The 18,040-nt window shown below is 45.4% G+C and carries 13 protein-coding genes; 5 read left to right on the forward strand and 8 right to left on the reverse strand.

From position 1 onward, the window contains the following. Positions 1 to 114: 114 nt before the first annotated feature. Together HWI92_RS07820 and HWI92_RS07825 are read right to left on the reverse strand one after the other, a co-directional pair. Positions 115 to 2,289 carry a CBM96 family carbohydrate-binding protein gene (locus tag HWI92_RS07820; protein ID WP_204662430.1) on the reverse strand — a complete coding sequence of 725 codons (2,175 nt, stop codon included), beginning with the start codon at positions 2,287 to 2,289 and terminating at the stop codon, positions 115 to 117. A 312-nt stretch (positions 2,290 to 2,601) separates the two neighbouring features. After that, the gene (locus HWI92_RS07825; protein ID WP_204662432.1) at positions 2,602 to 5,091 is read right to left on the reverse strand and encodes a CBM96 family carbohydrate-binding protein; all 2,490 of its coding nucleotides are present in this window, start codon (positions 5,089 to 5,091) and stop codon (positions 2,602 to 2,604) included. A 292-nt stretch (positions 5,092 to 5,383) separates the two neighbouring features. Here HWI92_RS07825 and HWI92_RS07830 point away from each other — a divergent pair, with 292 nt between their 5' ends. The 5 genes from HWI92_RS07830 (at position 5,384) to HWI92_RS07850 (ending at position 11,465) form a co-directional block, all read left to right on the forward strand. Next, on the forward strand, positions 5,384 to 5,662 hold the full coding sequence (locus HWI92_RS07830) for a hypothetical protein (protein WP_204662434.1): 279 nt from the start codon (positions 5,384 to 5,386) through the stop codon (positions 5,660 to 5,662). A gap of 337 nt (positions 5,663 to 5,999) precedes the next feature. Beyond that, the gene (locus HWI92_RS07835; RefSeq protein ID WP_204662437.1) at positions 6,000 to 6,365 is read left to right on the forward strand and encodes a protein kinase family protein; all 366 of its coding nucleotides are present in this window, start codon (positions 6,000 to 6,002) and stop codon (positions 6,363 to 6,365) included. A 598-nt stretch (positions 6,366 to 6,963) separates the two neighbouring features. Further along, positions 6,964 to 8,976 carry a BCCT family transporter gene (locus HWI92_RS07840; protein ID WP_204662440.1) on the forward strand — a complete coding sequence of 671 codons (2,013 nt, stop codon included), beginning with the start codon at positions 6,964 to 6,966 and terminating at the stop codon, positions 8,974 to 8,976. A 29-nt stretch (positions 8,977 to 9,005) separates the two neighbouring features. Continuing rightward, positions 9,006 to 10,781 (forward strand): TrkH family potassium uptake protein, encoded by a 1,776-nt coding sequence (locus HWI92_RS07845; protein WP_204662444.1) that lies wholly within the window; start codon positions 9,006 to 9,008, stop codon positions 10,779 to 10,781. 6 nt (positions 10,782 to 10,787) lie between these two features. After that, positions 10,788 to 11,465, forward strand: a complete 678-nt coding sequence (locus HWI92_RS07850; RefSeq protein WP_204662447.1) for a potassium channel family protein — start codon at positions 10,788 to 10,790, stop codon at positions 11,463 to 11,465. A gap of 35 nt (positions 11,466 to 11,500) precedes the next feature. On the opposite strand, the gene nhaA is transcribed toward HWI92_RS07850, so the two are convergent. The 6 genes from nhaA to HWI92_RS07880 form a co-directional block, all read right to left on the reverse strand. Beyond that, complete coding sequence (gene nhaA, locus HWI92_RS07855) at positions 11,501 to 12,820, reverse strand: Na+/H+ antiporter NhaA (protein ID WP_204662449.1); 1,320 nt, start codon at positions 12,818 to 12,820, stop codon at positions 11,501 to 11,503. 236 nt (positions 12,821 to 13,056) lie between these two features. Next, complete coding sequence (locus tag HWI92_RS07860) at positions 13,057 to 13,485, reverse strand: SulP family inorganic anion transporter (RefSeq protein ID WP_204662452.1); 429 nt, start codon at positions 13,483 to 13,485, stop codon at positions 13,057 to 13,059. Positions 13,486 to 13,617: 132 nt separating this feature from the next. After that, the gene (locus HWI92_RS07865) at positions 13,618 to 14,313 is read right to left on the reverse strand and encodes a PRC-barrel domain-containing protein (RefSeq protein WP_204662454.1); all 696 of its coding nucleotides are present in this window, start codon (positions 14,311 to 14,313) and stop codon (positions 13,618 to 13,620) included. A gap of 20 nt (positions 14,314 to 14,333) precedes the next feature. Next, a complete protein-coding gene (locus HWI92_RS07870; protein WP_204662456.1) occupies positions 14,334 to 14,762 on the reverse strand; it encodes a hypothetical protein in 429 nt (142 codons plus the stop codon). Between the two features lie 262 nt (positions 14,763 to 15,024). Then, on the reverse strand, positions 15,025 to 17,193 hold the full coding sequence (locus HWI92_RS07875) for a cation:proton antiporter (RefSeq protein ID WP_204662458.1): 2,169 nt from the start codon (positions 17,191 to 17,193) through the stop codon (positions 15,025 to 15,027). Positions 17,194 to 17,198: 5 nt separating this feature from the next. Then, positions 17,199 to 17,987 (reverse strand): carbonic anhydrase, encoded by a 789-nt coding sequence (locus HWI92_RS07880; protein ID WP_204662459.1) that lies wholly within the window; start codon positions 17,985 to 17,987, stop codon positions 17,199 to 17,201. Between the last annotated feature and the right edge of the window lie 53 nt (positions 17,988 to 18,040).

Raw genomic sequence — 18,040 nt, forward strand, 5'->3', positions numbered from 1 at the left:
TAAATTGTTTGAAAAAATTGCTAAATCAACCCGGGCTTGTAATAGAAGGAGCCACCTCATCTTACTCGACAGGCGGCTTCTTTGCGTTGAAAACTGATTTACTTATCTAAGCTCTCACTCTGCCACGAGCACCTTAATAGCTTCCGTAAATGCATCTGATTTCACCTTCAACAAATAAAGGCCTGGATGGAATGATTGTCCAGCAATGTTAAGTTCTGTGTTTTCACCCGGTTTGATGTTCTGAGGTGCCGGGATAGAACGGCTTTTACCAGCTGCATTAACCATTTCAAAAGAAATTGACCCTGCATGTTCCGGTGAAAGGGAAACTATAAACTGATCTTTGACAGGATTCGGAAAAATGGTTGAGTGCTGCTTTTCTTGAACTTCCGTAATCACTTCTTCCTGGCCTATGCGCGCAATGCCATTTTGAGCCTGTACAATCGGAGTAGTTTGATACACGAGCTGAGGCTCCTGAGCGCCTGATTCCTTGCTGTTCACAGTTACTGGAATACTCGTTATGTTTGGATCGTCTAACATAAAACTTACCAGTACGTCACCAGATTGCCGCTGTGCATTCACATAACTGGTCACATCAATTTCTCGATATTGGCTAACATCATTGACGGTCATAAATCCAAGTGACGAAGTTGAGGCGGCAGGCGCATTGTTTCCGGTAAGGGTCCCCTCTGTCCAGCTATCATCATTGACGCCATAGGCGTGGATGTCAACGCTTGCATCGCTTACATAAGTATCCCCATAGATACGCAGTTTGGCCGAGGTAATTTCAGCCTTTCCGGCAGGGAGCTGAAATTTTATATAGGTTAATGCATCACCGAGATAGGTGGGTCCTGGGTTAAGATACCGATTAACGTCTAGATATTTCGCGAAACCGTAATTCGTATTGCTATATTTACCCGTATTTGCCATACCATCGGCCACTGGTGACAAAGTTGGACTTGCAGTAACTTCGATGGCCGAAACGCGTGGAAGGTCAGCCGCTCCTGTGAGGAAATCGATGTTTAGCATGCCGTCGGTAACCCTCACCGGAATCGTCAGCTGAACTGCCCGCAGCGCTCCCCCAGCCTCGGCAAAAATGTCGTAATTAGTCAGCTTGCGGCTTCCTTCTATGTCAACATTGAACTGCCTGCTGCCCGCGCCGCCTTTTTTTCCCGGCGCGCCAAAATACGTTTCAGCAAAGTGAAGGGTTACATTCACCAGCTCATTGACAACCGGAATGTTGTAGCTGAAAGAAGGCGAACAGCGTCCTGAGCGGTAAAGCACATCATTGGTCGTATTGAGAATATCGCCCGATGCTATGGAACTCGTGCGGTCGATACCGGCATAATACTGATCAGCAACAAATAGCTTCTGGGTTGCAGTCGTAAAAGCCGGTCCGCCGGCATTAATGCGCATCAGTGTCTGAGGTGTACAGGTTGCCGACAACCTGACTTCCACATTATTGGAACAACCCGCAGCATTTCCCGAAATCCTGATATTTCCTGATGATGCAACCTGTTCACAGACGAACCTGACAGCACAATCGGACAGAAGTGGATTATTCGTAATGGTTACAGAATTGGTGAATTTCAATTCAGCCAGCTCAGAAATGCTGGTTAACGCACCATTACCTGTAATTTCAAGATTTATATTCACTGATTCAAGCCGTGCTAATCCTTTCAGGTTTTTAATGTTCCTGTTATTAACGACATACAAATAATCAACTTCTTTAAGTCTCCTGAGGCCGTTCAAATCCCTGATCATGTCGTTTTGCTTTATGGAAACGACTTTAAATACCGTGCTCACATTGTGAAGTCCCTCCAGGCTGGTCAGGGCTGGATTGCCACTGATGGACAATGAATTATACATTCTGGTAACGCCACTAAGCGCAGTGATACTTGTGAGCTTCTCATTGTTAACAACGCTGATACGCTGTAGCGGTCGCACGAGTTTTTCCAGGCCGGCCAGGGTAAGCAGGTTATCATTGTCTTCAATATTGAGTGAGCCGTCCAGTTGTTCCAGGGAAGACAAACCTGCTATGCTCACCAGATATGGATTATGATCAATGTTCAGTCTTCCGTTAATCCGTGTCACATTGCGTAACCCGTCCAGGTTTGTAATGTTTGTTGAAACGATGCCCACATTGCCATTAAGTACGGTACAACCCGGATAGCTAGTACTAAAATTGTCAATCTCTGCCTGCGTTTGAAACGTTGCAACGCTGCACGTCTGCGACCAGGCCGGGATTGTTGAAAAGGCCAGCAGTAATGCGATTTGTAAAATCTTTTGCATAAAATGATCTAAGTAAATGTGAATGACTAAGGATATTGACCAAGCGTCTTTTCATCTATTAGACAAAAGTTTGCCCCAGATACTGCCTGGTAAGAAATAATTTGAGAGATTCCTGAATTTACCCATTTTTAGTAGAGGCGGGATCATTCGACCAATGCTACCAAGTAGCCATATCGACATTCACTTAGCACACAGCTAAAATGGAGACGAAATGAGGTTCAATGAGGTACTGAGGCGCAAGAAAATCGGGTTTATAGCGAACGACAATAAAAAAAGGCTACCGATTAAGTAGCCCTCTGCATTCCTAAGTTGTCACTCTGCTTTAAGAACCCTGATAACCTCCGTAAATGCATCTGATTTTACTTTCAACAAATAAATGCCTGTTTGGAATAACTGTCCGGCAATGTTAAATTCTGCACTTTCACCAGGCTTGACGTTCTGAGGTGCCGGGATTGAGTGGCTTTTGCCGGCTGCATTGACCATTTCAAATGAAATATTGGCGCCATGATTTGGAGAAAGTGAAACGGTAAAATGATCTTTTACAGGATTGGGGAAAATGGATGATGGCTGCTTTTCCTGTACTTCGGATAAAACCTCTTCCTGGCTCAGCCTTGCTGCACTGTTTGTTACTTGAATGACCAGCTGCGGCGGGTTTGAACCTGCTTCTTTGCTGTTAAAAATAACCCGGGTATTCCGGTTGTTGGGATCGTTCAGAAGCAGGCTGACCAGAGTTTCACCCGATTGCTGCTGGGCTTTGACATAGCTAGTCACATCAATCTCGTAGTATTGGTAAACATCAGTTACCGCTGCAAAACCGAGCGATACAGTCGATGTGGCCGGGGCGTTGGATTGGGTGATGCCGGCTTCGGTCCAGCTGTCTGTATCCACTCCGTAAGCGTGCAGCGAAATGGGTTTTGTGTTTTCATGGTTACGGCCGTACACGCGCAGCTTGGCAGAAACTACGGGTGTTTGGGCAGGCAGCTGGAATTTGAGGTAGGAGGCCCGTCTCACCGCAGGGTCAGTAGACAGCGACTTCACTTCCAGACTACTGGTGAGCCCGAAGTTGGTCGCGCTGTAACTTCCACCCCGCACATAAGCATCAGCAACCGGCGTGAGTGTCACACTGACCGGGACTACCTCAATGGCGCAAACCCTGGGTTGGTCTGCGGCGCCAGTCAGAAAATCAATGTTCAGCACACCATCGGTGACGGTCACAGGAAAGGTAATCTGATTAGCGCGCATAGCACCGCCTGCTGCTGAGAAGATATCATAATTAGTCAGTTTTCGGCTTCCTTCCATGTTGACGTGGAACCTGCGACTGCCTGTGCCACCTTTTTCACCTTTCGTCCCCGGCACTCCGAAGTACGTCTCGGCAAAGTGCAGCGTAACATTCACCTGGCCACTACCTACCGGAATATTGTAGCTGAAAGAAGGCGCGCTACGGGCTGAGCGGTAAAGCACATTGTTGGTCGTGCCCAGGATGTCACCTGATGCGATGGAACTGGTGCGGTCGGTGCCGGCGTAGTATTTGTCGGCGATGAAAAGCTTTTTGGTCGCGGTGGTAAAGTCCGGCCCGCCGGCATTGATGCGGAGGGTGGTTTGGGGTAGGGGAGGTTGTGGATTTGCGAACTTCGTGAATCTGTAAGTGTCACTAAAAAGAACAAATCCGCTATCGCTTGTTCTTCTGAAATTATATCCGGTGCTTGGCAGCGACAAATTAGACACAATGGATCCGTTGTTGTCCACCGTGACGATCCATGCACTGGTACTGTTCTCTGTCTTATCAGGATTAGCTGAGGCAATGCCTGCCAGTACAATATGCCCATTTTCCTTTTCTTCAAAAAAAGAAAGTCTTCCATTTCCGATCCGGTTTTCCCAGGCCAGGCTACCGTCGGCATTCAGCATGAGGATCCAGGATTCAAGGGCACCCGGAGTAAATGGATTCTCAGTTTTATCCCCGCTAATCGGGGAATTGGAACTTCCGGTAACTAAATATTTGCCATTCGACAGCTCTGTGACGTCTTGCGCAGTATCGTAATCTGATCCTCCGTAAACCTTGTCCCAGAGCACTGTTCCGCTCGCATCCACTTTGATTATCCAATAATCATAACTTCCTTTTGAGGGCTGTGTTTTGTCAAATCCGACTCCGTCCTCTGAATAGCCAACTATGATGTAGCCGTTGTCAGCTGTTTGCTTGATTGTTCCAAAGGGGCTGAATCCATCTGCTCCAACATAAGTTCTTTCCCAGTCAACACTTCCATCCGATCGAAGTTTGATTATGTTATAACCTCTTTTGGCTCCGCCCCCCAGTATATATCCACCATCAGAAGTCAGCTGGATTGTCTTGAAGTAGTCTTCTCCAAGCCCTCCGTAGGTTTTGTCCCATTGTTTTGTTCCATTGGCAGAAATTTTAACAATCCAGTAATCAGGCGGCATGCCGCTTTCACTGTAACCGCCTTTGCAATCCTCCGATTTATCAAAACCTGCATCCGAGTTGGAATTCCCGCCTAACAAATAACCACCATCCGCTGTCAGTACGATTTCTTTCAGCTCATCTTCCCGCGAGCCGCCAAATGTTTTATCCCATTCCACCGTTCGGTCAGCCCTGAGCTTGATCACCCAGTAGTCGGTACTGCCTTTATTAGGCGCGGTTTTATCCCCACCGATGCCCCCATCGGCCTGTCCCCCAACGATGTAACCACCATCGGGCGTTTCCGTTACCACCCACATATAGGTGTAGCCATTACTAGGCGCATTGATAATCTTCTCCCATTCAATAGCAGGCTGAGCAAAAAGGCTCACAGTTAAGCCAAGGCAAAGCATCAAAAATTGTAAGCGAAGCAAAAATCGTCTCATATGTCGTTAAATGTTGAGTATGTAAAATGAGTCCCAAAAACTATTAGACAAAAGGTTGGCCCTGATACTGCCTGACCAAAAATAATTTCAGAGATTCCTGAATTAACCAGTTTCACAGCAGAGACGCACACATGGTGCTATTTACCTAAGTCGCGCATCTACAGCTTTTTATTAGCAAAAGGAAGGGAAACATGGTATCTTACAAGCTTCCTGGCAAAGTAGTTGCAATGCTGGATTCATGAAAATAAAAGAGATAATTCGGGAAATAGTGGACAGGCACAAAAAAGAAAAAGAGTGTCTGACCCAATCTGGCAAACAGATACGAACCGACTCTGCTATAGAGTTTAAAAATGGAGTGTCTAAGCTGGCCAGAGAAAAGAACTTCGACCATGCGAAGGCATTGCTGTTAATCAAGTATTCTCGCGATGTAAAAGAGAGCTTTGAAGATCAGAATAAAAGGTCAAGTGAAATGGATATACGACACAGGAAAGAATTTACTAACAGTGAGGAAAATTAGTCTCTTAGGTTTTTCTGGTACTCTTCCATCCTGGATTGCAGTTTGAAAATATTCGAAAGTACGCCAACAGCAGTACGTCTATTCACCCTATCAACCAAGAAAAGAGCGACTGTAATGAAGCTGGATGAGGCAAGTAACGCGTATGTCAAATAAGTTAATAAAGAAGAAGAATAAAAAAGGGCTAACGATAACGTCTTTTATTAGTCGTATGATGACAACAGATTTATGGCCGAACTAATAGAAAATGTCGGCACCGCGGCGCTGGTGACCAATAATGATAAGGAGACTTTGAGGATTGTTCTGACAGACCAGTAAACTTAGAACCTATTTTACTGCTATGAAACCAATTATCCCCGCTACATATTCAACGCTTTGCCCGATTGCCCTGACGATTTATCTTTCTGAACGCTATCCATTGACAATAATTCACTGCACCTTTCTGGTACGAGGTGTGAGAGATACTTATTTGGTTGACGCATTGCAGGGACGCTTTATTCTACGGGTTTATCGGTCAACACACCGAAAGCTGTCACACGTCCAGGCAGAAGTTGCCCTGCTGCTGGGCCTTAAGAAGGAGGGTGTGTCGATATCTTATCCCGTCGCTGATTTAATGGAAGAGTGTATTCAGCAACTGCAAGCGGTAGAAGGGACACCTACGCGGTGCTTTTTAGCTACGCTGCGGGTGAGCCAGCGAAAATATTGAGCAATAGCCAGCTAAGCGCTTTTGGTAAAGAAATGGCTCGTCTTCATCAAGTGTCATCTACAATTGCCTTATCGGGAGAGCGATGGCTTTTTGATCTTGATACTACTCTTTTCAAGCCATTGGACCGATTAAAGTCTGCCTTTACCCAAGATCAGGAAAGTTACCTGTGGTTGCGGACAGCGGCACGCTAGGCAGAGACGAAAATAATGCAAGTGAATACAACAGACATTGCCAGTGAAGCCTGCAATTCCAGGGAAGCCTACAATTGAATTTCAATAATTTAGAGAGTAATAACGACAAGGTTCTATAAGATCAAAAAGATGGTTTTTTAAATGCAAAGTTGTGGAAATCCCTTTTTTAACAACATTGCAGATTATTCCAGGTCTACTAGGAGCTGCACACTCTATAGGCAAAGCTTCGTTAGATGAGCTGGTGCCAAGCCGCCGGGCCGAACTTCAAAAACCGGCTGCTACCAATAGTTAAGCATTCTTGTTTTGTTGACCACTTCGTAGTCAAAGGCATCATTTTTGAAGTTGGTGCTTAGCAACAGTACATTCAAGCTCTTCTTTCCAGGCTTGTTCGGTTAAATCAACCCACTATGATCAAACACATACTTTCGGAGACTACCTTTAAAAAGGGCATTACTGTTCCCAGCCTTCTGTTTATCCTTTCAGTAACTTTCCTGGCTAGTTTCTTTCCTGAAAGGGCTAATGCCGTACTTGCTCTGGTGCAAGACTGGATTTTCACAAATTTGAATTGGGCATATGTATGGTCGGTAACGCTGTTCGTGTTTTTTCTGCTGGCACTTGTTTTCAGTAAATTTGGCTCCATCAGGTTGGGAGACAATGATGCGGAGCCGGAATATTCTTTTTTTTCGTGGCTATCCATGCTTTTTGCAGCGGGCATGGGAATCGGGCTCATGTATTTTAGTGTGTCTGAGCCCATTTCACATTATTCGGACCCTACCTTTCAGGATCTCAATCAAATCCAGCGATCAAAGAATGCGCAGTTATTTACCTTTTTTCATTGGGGAATACATGCCTGGGCAATTTACGGTGTAGTGGGGCTTTCGCTGGCGTATTTTGCTTTCCGTTACAAATTGCCGCTTTCTTTACGCAGCTGTTTCTATCCTATTTTAAAGGAAAGAATCAACGGCCCAGCTGGAGATGCAATTGATACTTTCGCATTGTGTAGTACCTTTTTTGGTATCACTACCACGCTTGGTTTCGGGGTAGTGCAGCTCAATGCAGGACTGGTCGAGGTGGGTTTTTTAAAAAGCACCACATTCAGCTCGCAAGTGGTGATTGTAACCATCATTATGGCGATTTCAATTTTTTCAGCCACTACGGGGGTAAGTAAAGGAGTAAAATTCCTGAGCCAGCTGAACATTTCTGGCGCAGTGCTGTTAATGCTTTTTGTACTGGCATTCGGGCCCACGGCCTTTTTGCTGGGCTCACTATCGGAAGGTGTCGGCGAGTACCTGAATCAATTCCTCAGTCTTACCTTTAACACACATGCCTACGAGCCTGAAAGCCAACGCTGGTATTTTCGGTGGACAATCCTGTATTGGGCTTGGTGGATTTCCTGGGCGCCCTATGTCGGCCTTTTCATTGCGGGTATTTCAAAAGGAAGAAGCATTCGTGAATTTATTTGTGCAGTTCTGGTACTGCCCACCGCATTTAACTTTTTGTGGATGACCGTCTTCGGCAACTCTGCAATTTGGTTAGACCAAAACCAAGCCGAGGGACTCCTGAGTGGTCTTTCCGGCAGGGCCGACGAACTACTTTTCCGCTTCCTGGATTACTTTCCAGCCCCTAGTCTGAGCAGCTTCCTGGCTATTTTTATTATTTTCATCTTTTTTGTCACGTCTGCCGACTCGGGTATTTTCGTAATTAACAGCATTGCTTCCAACAATGCCGAGAAGTCGCCCAAATGGCAGCTTATTGGCTGGGGTGCGCTGCTGGCACTGCTGGCGCTTGTCCTGCTTAATGCAGGTGGCTTGCAGTCGCTTCAAACCATGACGCTTATTACAGCTCTTCCATTTGCAGTGGTTATGATACTTTTTTGTTACAGTCTTGTTCAGGCATTAATTATCGATAGTTATTATTATGAGCGCGAATTTTCACCCGCAACCAGCAACTGGTCCGGTGAGCGCTGGAAAGAACGACTGCAAAAAATCTTGTCGGTAAGAAGCAAGGATTATGTAAACCGATATATCATGGACACGGTAGTTCCGGCACTGGAAGAGCTCACCTCAGAGCTAAATACCAAAGGTATCCACGCTATCACGGAGCTCAAGAGTGATCCAACCGACATTGCATTGACGATCCGGCACAAGGAAATTGAGGATTTCGTTTATGGTGTGCGCAGCCAGAACAGACCCATTTCAAACATACTGGTCAAAGAACGGAACGTACCCAATGTAAAGGGAGTAGAGAGATACATTCCCGTCAGTTACTTTGGGGACAACCGGCCGGGATATAACATCGAGTACTTTACCAAAAACGAAATTATCGCTGATGTACTTAAACAATATGAACGGTTCTTGGAACTAACTTCGGAGGTAAAGAATGAAATTTTTACAGATACTGGCTCCAAACGCAAAGGCTGAGCCCAATTCAGAATGTGAGTAAGGCCCCAATGATGACAGAAGACAAATTTATTTTTTACCGGAAGCAGCTTGATAGGGTTATACTTTTTACGAGCCTGATATGCACGCTGGCAATCCTGTTTCATATTGGTTACAACCGCAATAATGAAATTGAGCGCCTGATCAATGCCGGACTGGAATGGTGCTTTTATTTTTTTGCCGTAGCGCTTTCACTTAAAACCCTAACAGCCTTCAAAAGCCGATCGGCAGTGACCCCGCGCGTAAGTGAGGCGATTCTCTGCTTTTATTTTGTGGCTGTTACGCTCATTGATAACTATCATTTTGCCGGGGCAGCGGGTACGAAACTTGTGAAGCCAGAGTGGATTTACCTGGGCATATTTGCTGTGCTGGTGGTCGAAGTCTCCAAGCAAACACTGTTTTTCGACCAATTTTACTTTAATCCTACCCTGCTGTTTGTACTCAGCTTCCTGCTGCTGATCATCGTGGGAACTGCGCTTTTGCTGCTTCCGAACTCTGCCGTTCACGGTCAGTTGCATTTTGTCGACGCGCTTTTTCTGGCTGCCAGCAGCGTCTGCATCACTGGACTTTCCGGCATCGATGTAGCCAATGATCTTACGCGTTTTGGGCAAACAGTCGTGCTCGTACTCGTGCAGGTTGGCGGCTTGGGCATTATGACCTTCACGGGATTTTTCGGATACTTTTTCTCAGGTGGGTTTTCGTATAAAAACCAGCTGATGTTTACAGAACTGATTGGGGAAAATAAAGTAGGTTCGGTCATTTCAACGCTATATAAGATCGTTTTTGTAACCTTTCTTCTGGAATTCATCGGGGCGGTTTTGATCTATTTCACGCTGGACAACGATATGTTTATAAGCAGCGGTGAAAAGTTTTACGCTACTATTTTCCATGCAATCACAGCATTCTGCAATGCTGGCTTTTCCATCTTTGACGGCGGGCTAACACATCCCTACGTGAAGTTTAACTACCCTTTCCAGCTAGGTATCATCTGGCTGTACATCATGGGCGGGCTCGGTTTTCTGGTCATCTTTAACTTTTATGAACTTGTAAGCCGGTTTTTAGTAAGTCTTTACCATCGTATCTTTTTTAAGCGGCCGATCAAGCATAGATCCGTAGTGATAGCCTTTAATTCAAAAATTATAGGTTATACTACACTCTGTCTGATCATAGCCGGGTTTCTGTTCAGCTTTTTTCTTGAATACAACTACACCCTGCGCGAGCACGAAAGTGGATTTGGAAAGGCCGTCACGGCGCTCTTTATCGGTACAAGCCCAAGGTCTTCCGGCTTCAACACTGTACCCATGGAAGGGCTTGCATTTTCTACCGTGATGATTATTCTTCTTTTAATGTGGATCGGCGCGGCGCCGGGCTCCACTGGTGGCGGTATCAAAGTGACCACTTTTGCGGTCGCAGCATTGAATATTGGCAGGCTGGCGCGGGGCAAAGACAGTATTGAAGTAGCTGGAAGAATGGTTTCTGAGGATTCGGTCGCGCGCGCTCTGGGGATCATTACCTTGTCGCTGCTTTTCCTGGGCCTTTCAATTTTTGCATTGACGGTAACGGATCCTGAAAAAACGCTCCTTTCACTTGCATTTGAGAGCTTTTCAGCCTTCACTACCACAGGGCTGAGCCTGGGGATCACACCCCGGTTGAGCGATGCAGGCAAGTTGGTGGTTATACTTACGATGTTCATCGGCAGGGTGGGTTCGATGACCTTGTTAATTGCATTGGTTAAAAAGGCAAAGCCGGAAAACTATCACCTTCCGGCTGAGCAGGTAAATCTTTAATCTGATATGAAATTCATTATTCTTGGACTTGGAAACTTTGGCAAAGCATTGGCTGTCAGGCTTACAGAACTCGGCCACGAGACCATTGGAGTGGACAATAATATGCAGAAGGTATCACAGCTAAAAGACCGGATTACGCATACCGTGTGTATGGACTGTACCGATCGGAGCGCAGTCAGCTCGTTGCCTCTGAAAGACTGCGATGCTGTGGTGGTCGCCATTGGAGAGGATGAAGCATCTTCCCTGCTAGCTACGGCTTTGTTAAAACAGCTTCATGTCAAAAAGATCATCGGACGCGTGGTTTCGGATTTGCAGCGGACCGTATTGGAAGCTATGCAGATAGAGGAGTTTTTTATGCCCGAGGAAGAGTCGGCCGACCGACTTGCTATGCGGCTTGACAATTCAGGGATCGTCGATTCTTTCAAAATATCTGAGAAATACAGCATTATTGAAACGAAAGTTCCTGAGCGTTACATCGGCATGACTCTGGCTCAGGCAGACCTGACGAAGCGCTACAATGTGATCGTACTCACCGTGCTTACCTTGTCGAAAGGCTCCGAGGATGGATTGGCCAAAATATTCCGCCGCGCCTCGGGGATTGCCACCCCGGATACCGTCCTGCGCCAAGACGAGGTACTCGTTCTCTTCGGCGAGCTGAGCGATATCGAGCGGTTAATGCATTGAATTATAGATTAGATGCAGGAAACTAAAAGGTTGATTTATATGGGAATCTCAGGTTTTGAAATGGACCTCAGGTAAGTAACACCTGCCACGCCTGAAATAATTGATGCCAGCAAAATGCCATATTTTGCTGCATCAACATGGGCTTCATCAGTGAAGGCAAGGTTTGTAACAAATAATGACATAGTGAAACCCACACCCGCCAGCAGTGAGACGCCAAAAATATGTTTCCAGTTGACTAAATTTGGAAGGTCTGCCAATCCGGATTTGACCATCATCCAGGTAAACCCAAATACGCCTACCATTTTTCCTATAATCAGACCAAACATTACACCAAAGCTGACCGGATTGGCCAACGCCGAGAAAAAGTTGCTTCCGATATGCATCCCTGAGTTAGCAAGCGCAAAGATGGGCATGATCAGAAATGCTACCCAGGGATGAAGCGTATACTCGATCTTTTGGAGTGGTGTTTGGGCATCCAGGCTCAGGCTTTTTATCTTCTCAATAATGTGGTGCTGATCAGCTGTCATCAAAGGTCCGTGCAGCGGGATTGCAACTTCAAACTGGCGAGATTGTGACCGAATTTCACTAATGTATTCTTGTTCGTCAATCCTTGTCCTGGCCGGGATAGTGAACGCAACTAGTACACCTGCGATGGTAGCGTGAACGCCCGAAAACAGAAAGCAAGCCCAAACGGCAATGCCAATCAGCAGATAATACAGCGTTGACCGGATCCCAAGGAGGTTGCCGCTCAGCAGGACTGCCAGAAAGCCAAAGCCGAAAAGCAGGTAAGTAAAGTCTATATGTGCAGTATAAAAAAATGCAATTACCAGCACGGCGCCAAGGTCATCAGCTACGGCAAGAGCGGATAGAAAAACTTTAAGCGAAGTTGGCATATTCTTGCCAGACAAAGATAATAAGCCAAGTGCGAAGGCAATGTCCGTGGCCATTGGTATTCCCCAGCCGTGAGCAGATAAAAGGTTCAGATTAAACAATAAATAAATTCCAGCGGGAACGAGCATCCCACCAATTGCTGCGACCATTGGCAGTGCTGCTTTCTTGATGCTGGACAATTCTCCGGCCATGAATTCCCGCTTTAATTCAAGTCCGATCACGAAAAAGAAAATGGCCATCAGTCCGTCGTTGATCCAGATGTGCAGTGGCTGGTTGAATATATTGCCGGCAAAGCCTACTTCAAGACTGGTTTCCCAGGTATGGTGATAGCTCTCTCCAAATGGGAAATTGACCCAGATCAATGCCGCGACAACGCAGAGAAAGAGGACAATTCCGCTGGTGTATTCTTGGTGAATAAATTTGCTGACGGGTTCTATTACCCTTTCGATGGGGGTTTTTGCCATGGTTGTAGAAGTGGTGCTTTCCGGACAAATATAGGTTTGAATTCGTAAGCAGCCCGACAAAACAATACTGAATGCAATGTTTTGAACCTATCAAGGTAGTGCTCGAACGTCGAATTGTAATGCTTGCCTTAGTCTAACACCTGGTAAGTCGCGTCTTCAATGATATTTACTTCAATCACGTCGCTGGCATTGTACAGGAGCCTGCGGCAATCATAACTTAAATGTTTCACAACTGTCTAAAATTGTTCCAACTGTGACCGGAAGATGATCACAGCCAGTCCGTTTACAAAACCGTACATTACCGGGTGTGGCACCAGCCTGATAAATTTACTAAACTTAAAGATGCCAACAACGATTTGAATGACACCAGCCAATGCGGTAGCTGCAAACACATATTCAATCCCATGCGACTGCATCAGTGCAATAGGTACAATGACTGTCGGGCCTGCTCGACCCGAAATCAGACCGGGCCTGCCTCCCAGCACGGACGTTACCAATTCGATGATAAAGGCAGCATATAAACCGGCCAGTAGTGGAAACATTGCCAGGATGGCAAATGACGGCGATTCAGGCATCATCGTCATTGCGACGGTCAGACCGGCTAGGACCTCTTTTTTATAATTGATCTTTTGTTTAAAGTCAAATATGTTAAAGTAGTTTATCATGAACCTTCAAAATAAAAAAGACTTCCTCTCGAACTGAGAATGATCATCATGATCAAAAAAATACATCGACTGGACTGTTTCATCATGGTTCCATCATCTTGTTTCTATTAGAGCGCTGGTAAAAGTTGATGCTTAGGAAGCTGGTCGTCCATGATAGTCTAAAAAGGAACCATCACTCAAGATATTCACTCTGCCTTGCGGATCATAGCACTGTAATTGTCCAAATTCCTTCTTTGCCATATTAATGTTAATGACTAATACTGTCCAGTTAATCGTATTAATTAACTTTATTGGAATCAGAACCTTTTGTGACCGAAACAATCCCCCAATTTCAATGATTAAATAGTCTATTTTCCAGTACTTTGTATCTAATATATAATCGATTACCCTACCTAGGTAGCTATCAGTTCCATAAATTTTGCAGCTAAGTAAAACTTCTAAGCTTCTTAAGTTGATGTTGCTAATGCCTCTATTAGCTTCTTTATCCAATAACACGCCATGTTTAATCGGGAGAAACCAGTAATTTCGAAAGTGATCCGATATAATTTCCTGTTGATTTGATTCTGCTTTATTTGTATCTATGACAGGACTGTCTTTTATTTGATTTCGACTAAGACTTGTTTCAAATGTTTTATTTCGACACTCGATACCCAAAACCGAGTGTGCAGCAATCATAACTTTTCTTTGGTCTAACAGTGTTCCGGTATCGACAATCCAATAGCAAATATGCCATGTTGCGCCATCAACGTATACATCGCAAATTTTACCAATTTCGCCATCAATTGCGCCAAGTCCGTAATGGGTCAGGCTTTTAAAGCTTCTTTCCACTTAGATAATCTTGCTTTACGCTACCTTGTTGTCATGACAACTTGACCTTCAGGATATGAGATATCAGCCTCTTTTTCGGCAGTAATAAAGAAGTTTTTGGGCTCGAAGATAGTAACTGTTTGCAAGTCACTCTTCAGCTTCTTTGAGAATAGACCCCGACTACTATTCAACCGTCCCATGTTACGAATGCCATTGTCCTTTGTGTCTGCCCAGACAACATATACATTCCTGGCCTCTACTAACCTGTCTGGTGGTGATAGATGACGAACATCAAGGTTTACAGCATAATTTTTATTTTTATCTTTCTTAACCTTGACATAACCCTGGGCGGCAGGAACAATAGCAGACTTTGAAAATGTCAGCTTTCTTGAACAAGCTGTTACTATACAGAGTGTGATTATAAGGCATGTGAGGCTTCTGGACACATGTAAATACTGTTCAGGCTTCATAAGTAGTATGGGTTGATTCATACATGCTTGTTTATAATCATGCCAGAGAGATCAAACCTAAGGGATTGGTAATGCAATCTTTTCTTATCAACTGAATCGGTTTGGAAGCTATATCTAATCTATTTCACTTATTGGAAGACTTCAGAAAGTAAGCGTACGGAAATAGAACTACCTATCTAGACATCAATCCAATATGCAATTTCAAGCACCATGCTTTTGCCTGAGGCAACACGCTATAAGAGCATAGTCAATGGTCTTCAACTTAGTGTCCTGGTTTCAGGATATTACGAATTAACTTATCTCCGGTTTTACCAATTTGAGTAAACCCTTTTTGAAGCATTTCCCCAGTTCGCTCAGTCTGACCTGTTTGTAAAAAGTCGGATTGAAGATCCGGATACATCAACAAATAATTGTATTCACTGAAGTATTTAGCAAGGTGGCGGGGCACATCTGCCAAAGCATTGTGATAACTTACATTGCCAGCCCGGGCGCAAATCACTACAAACAAGTCCTCCTTCCGAACATCCCGCGATAGGATCAGGAAGTCATTCCAGTTGTCAAATTGTGTAAACTGTGCCCCCGGCCCTTTGTTCGCCTGATTATATGTCTGGATGGAAACGAGGGAATCTTCGGTACCGTAATAGTGGACGTCGCAATTAAGCTGTTTCCCAATCGTTGAAATCCGCTCGATTAATGTAGGAAAAGAGGCTTCCAGTTCCACCCGGTCAGAACAGACCACTGTGATATTGCCAATGGTGTTCAAAGGTTGCATACCATGGATCAGGTACACAACCTGCTGGCACCTGGCAAGCAGTTCCTGGGATTTTAAGCCAGTGGCCGAGTCAGAACCCTCCTTTTCTCTTTGCTGCCCAATAATTACTTCATGAATCCTTTTTTCTTCCAAGGTATGCTGAATACCTGAAAGATAGCTGACGTCATAGCGGATCAGTGGCGACACGATCACATCTGTGGCAGCCGCAGTGCTTACCATTTTATCCTGGTACTGTCTGAGCCTGCGTTCTTCCGACTCCCGGTCGGCGGTTTCCGAACTGATCACCGAGAGCACAAAAATGTTCTGTTCCTGTTTTCTGGGCTGCATCAAAAGTGCAAGCTCAATCATTGAATCTATCGTATCTTCTTTCGATGCCGCAATCAGGATATTCCGCATATCCTCACCCATCGCTTTGTTTGCACCTTCATTCGCTTTGCGGGCTATTCTAACCGCGGCCCGGCTGGTTTCTATGGAGGCAATGGTACATGTGATAAGGATCATGATTAGACAACCATTTAAAACATCTTCATTCAGTAAACGAATGGGTTCGCCCAGTTCATTTTGCCCGATGATGATATTGTAGCCTACCAACACCGTTGCCAGTGTGGCAGCTGCACGCGCTGCACTGAGTCCGAATATCAACGTGCGCTCGTCCCCGTTCATCTTAAACGACTTCTGCGTCAGTAATGCGGCCAGCCATTTTGAGCCTAGGGCCGCAAGAGTCATCACACCAGCAACTTTCAAGGATTCTGTGCTTTTGAAAAGTACCTGAATATCGACCAGCATGCCCACCCCAATCAGAAAAAAAGGAATGAAAAGCGCGTTACCGACAAAATCAATCCGGTTCATCAAAGGAGAATGATGGGGAATCAGCCTGTTGAGCGCCAGTCCGGAAAGAAATGCACCAATAATGGGTTCAATGCCCGCAAGCTCCGCGAGAAATGAGCCGAGAAACACCATTGCGAGCACAAACGTATATTGTGCAACATTATCGTCGAAATGCTTGAAAAACCAGCGGGCTATGATCGGGAACACAAACCAGACGATAAGCGCAAATACAATAACGGACACGATAAGCTGAATCCAAAATGCCTGGTTGATTTCACCCTGGCTCATTTTTGCGATCACTGCAAGGACAAGCAGGGAAAGGATGTCGGTAATGATCGTCCCGCCGACAGCGATAATGGCTGCTTTGGTCTTATGCACATGAAAACGGGCGGCGACAGGATAAGAAATGAGCGTATGCGAAGCCAGCATACTGGCAAACAGGATACTCGACATCCAGCTGAAACCAAGCAGGAAGCGCGCTGCCGGAGCTGCGATCAGCATGGGCACCGCAAAAGTGAAAACCCCGAATATTAGGCTTTTGGAACTGTTTTTTCGAAACTCTTTCATGTCAATTTCCAGCGCGGCCAGAAACATAATGTAAATGAGGCCAACCGTTCCAAAAAGCACAATGCTGCTGTCACGCCGGAGCAGGTTGGCACCATGCTCACCAACAGCTACCCCGGCAAGGATCAGGCCTATCACGTAGGGCACCTTGATCCGGTTGAGCAACAACGGGACAAAAAGAATGATAAAAAGTACCAATGAAAATATGAGTACCGGATTGCTAAGCGGTAGCTCAAACATGTTTTCAGCGTTGAGTAATATAGCCATGAGGTCTATTTTTTGACGGAAGGATTTACCGGAGCCTGCCTGTCGAGAACCGTGACAGATTTTTTACCGGTGTCATAAAATGCACTTTTTAAAACGATCCTGCCACTGTCTGCCAGCATCTTTATTTCCGGGCTGTACTGCACAATCTTTTCAAGTGTGAGCCGGGATTGGCTCTGCGCTATGTTATTGATAAAATCCTTGTTGGCAGAAGAACGGTCTGCAAACTCGGGAGCCGACTTGGTAGCCAGGGACAATTCGTTTACGATACTTCCAAAATTGGGCGTCTGCACATTGTCAACCGCCGCACCGATGATACGGCTGTTGCTGCTGGATAGAATGAGGATAACCTTCGTACCACTGTATTTGACCGCATACTCCATTACGGCGATCTGTTTAGGATCAATCAGGCAGGCAGGACTGGATAACTCTACAAACATCGAGCGCCGCAAATCAAAGATTTTTTCAACTGACTGATTGAGATCTATATCAGTTACGACCAGCACCGGCCTTATCCTGGCCAGGCTGTCGGGTACCATTTTATCGGAACTATATACAAAAGAGGAGTCTTTTAAAAACCTGCGATGACCATCCATTAAAGCCTTGAACACATGCTTTGGTGAATGCTGGTACACCGAATCCAAAACCATGGTAAAGGTAAAATGGGCAGAGTCAGTCGGGACCGTGCTGATGATAGTGCTGTTGACTGAATCCGCCGAAGTGCTGTCAGAAGCATTCACTGTCTCATTCTTGCCGGAATTACAGTCTGTCAGCCCCAGCGCTGTAATTGATAGCACAGTCGCACATAGAAGATACTTCACAAATTTAAACATAGGCTTATTGCATTTTC

The organism is Dyadobacter sandarakinus, from assembly GCF_016894445.1.
Lineage (GTDB): Bacteria > Bacteroidota > Bacteroidia > Cytophagales > Spirosomataceae > Dyadobacter > Dyadobacter sandarakinus.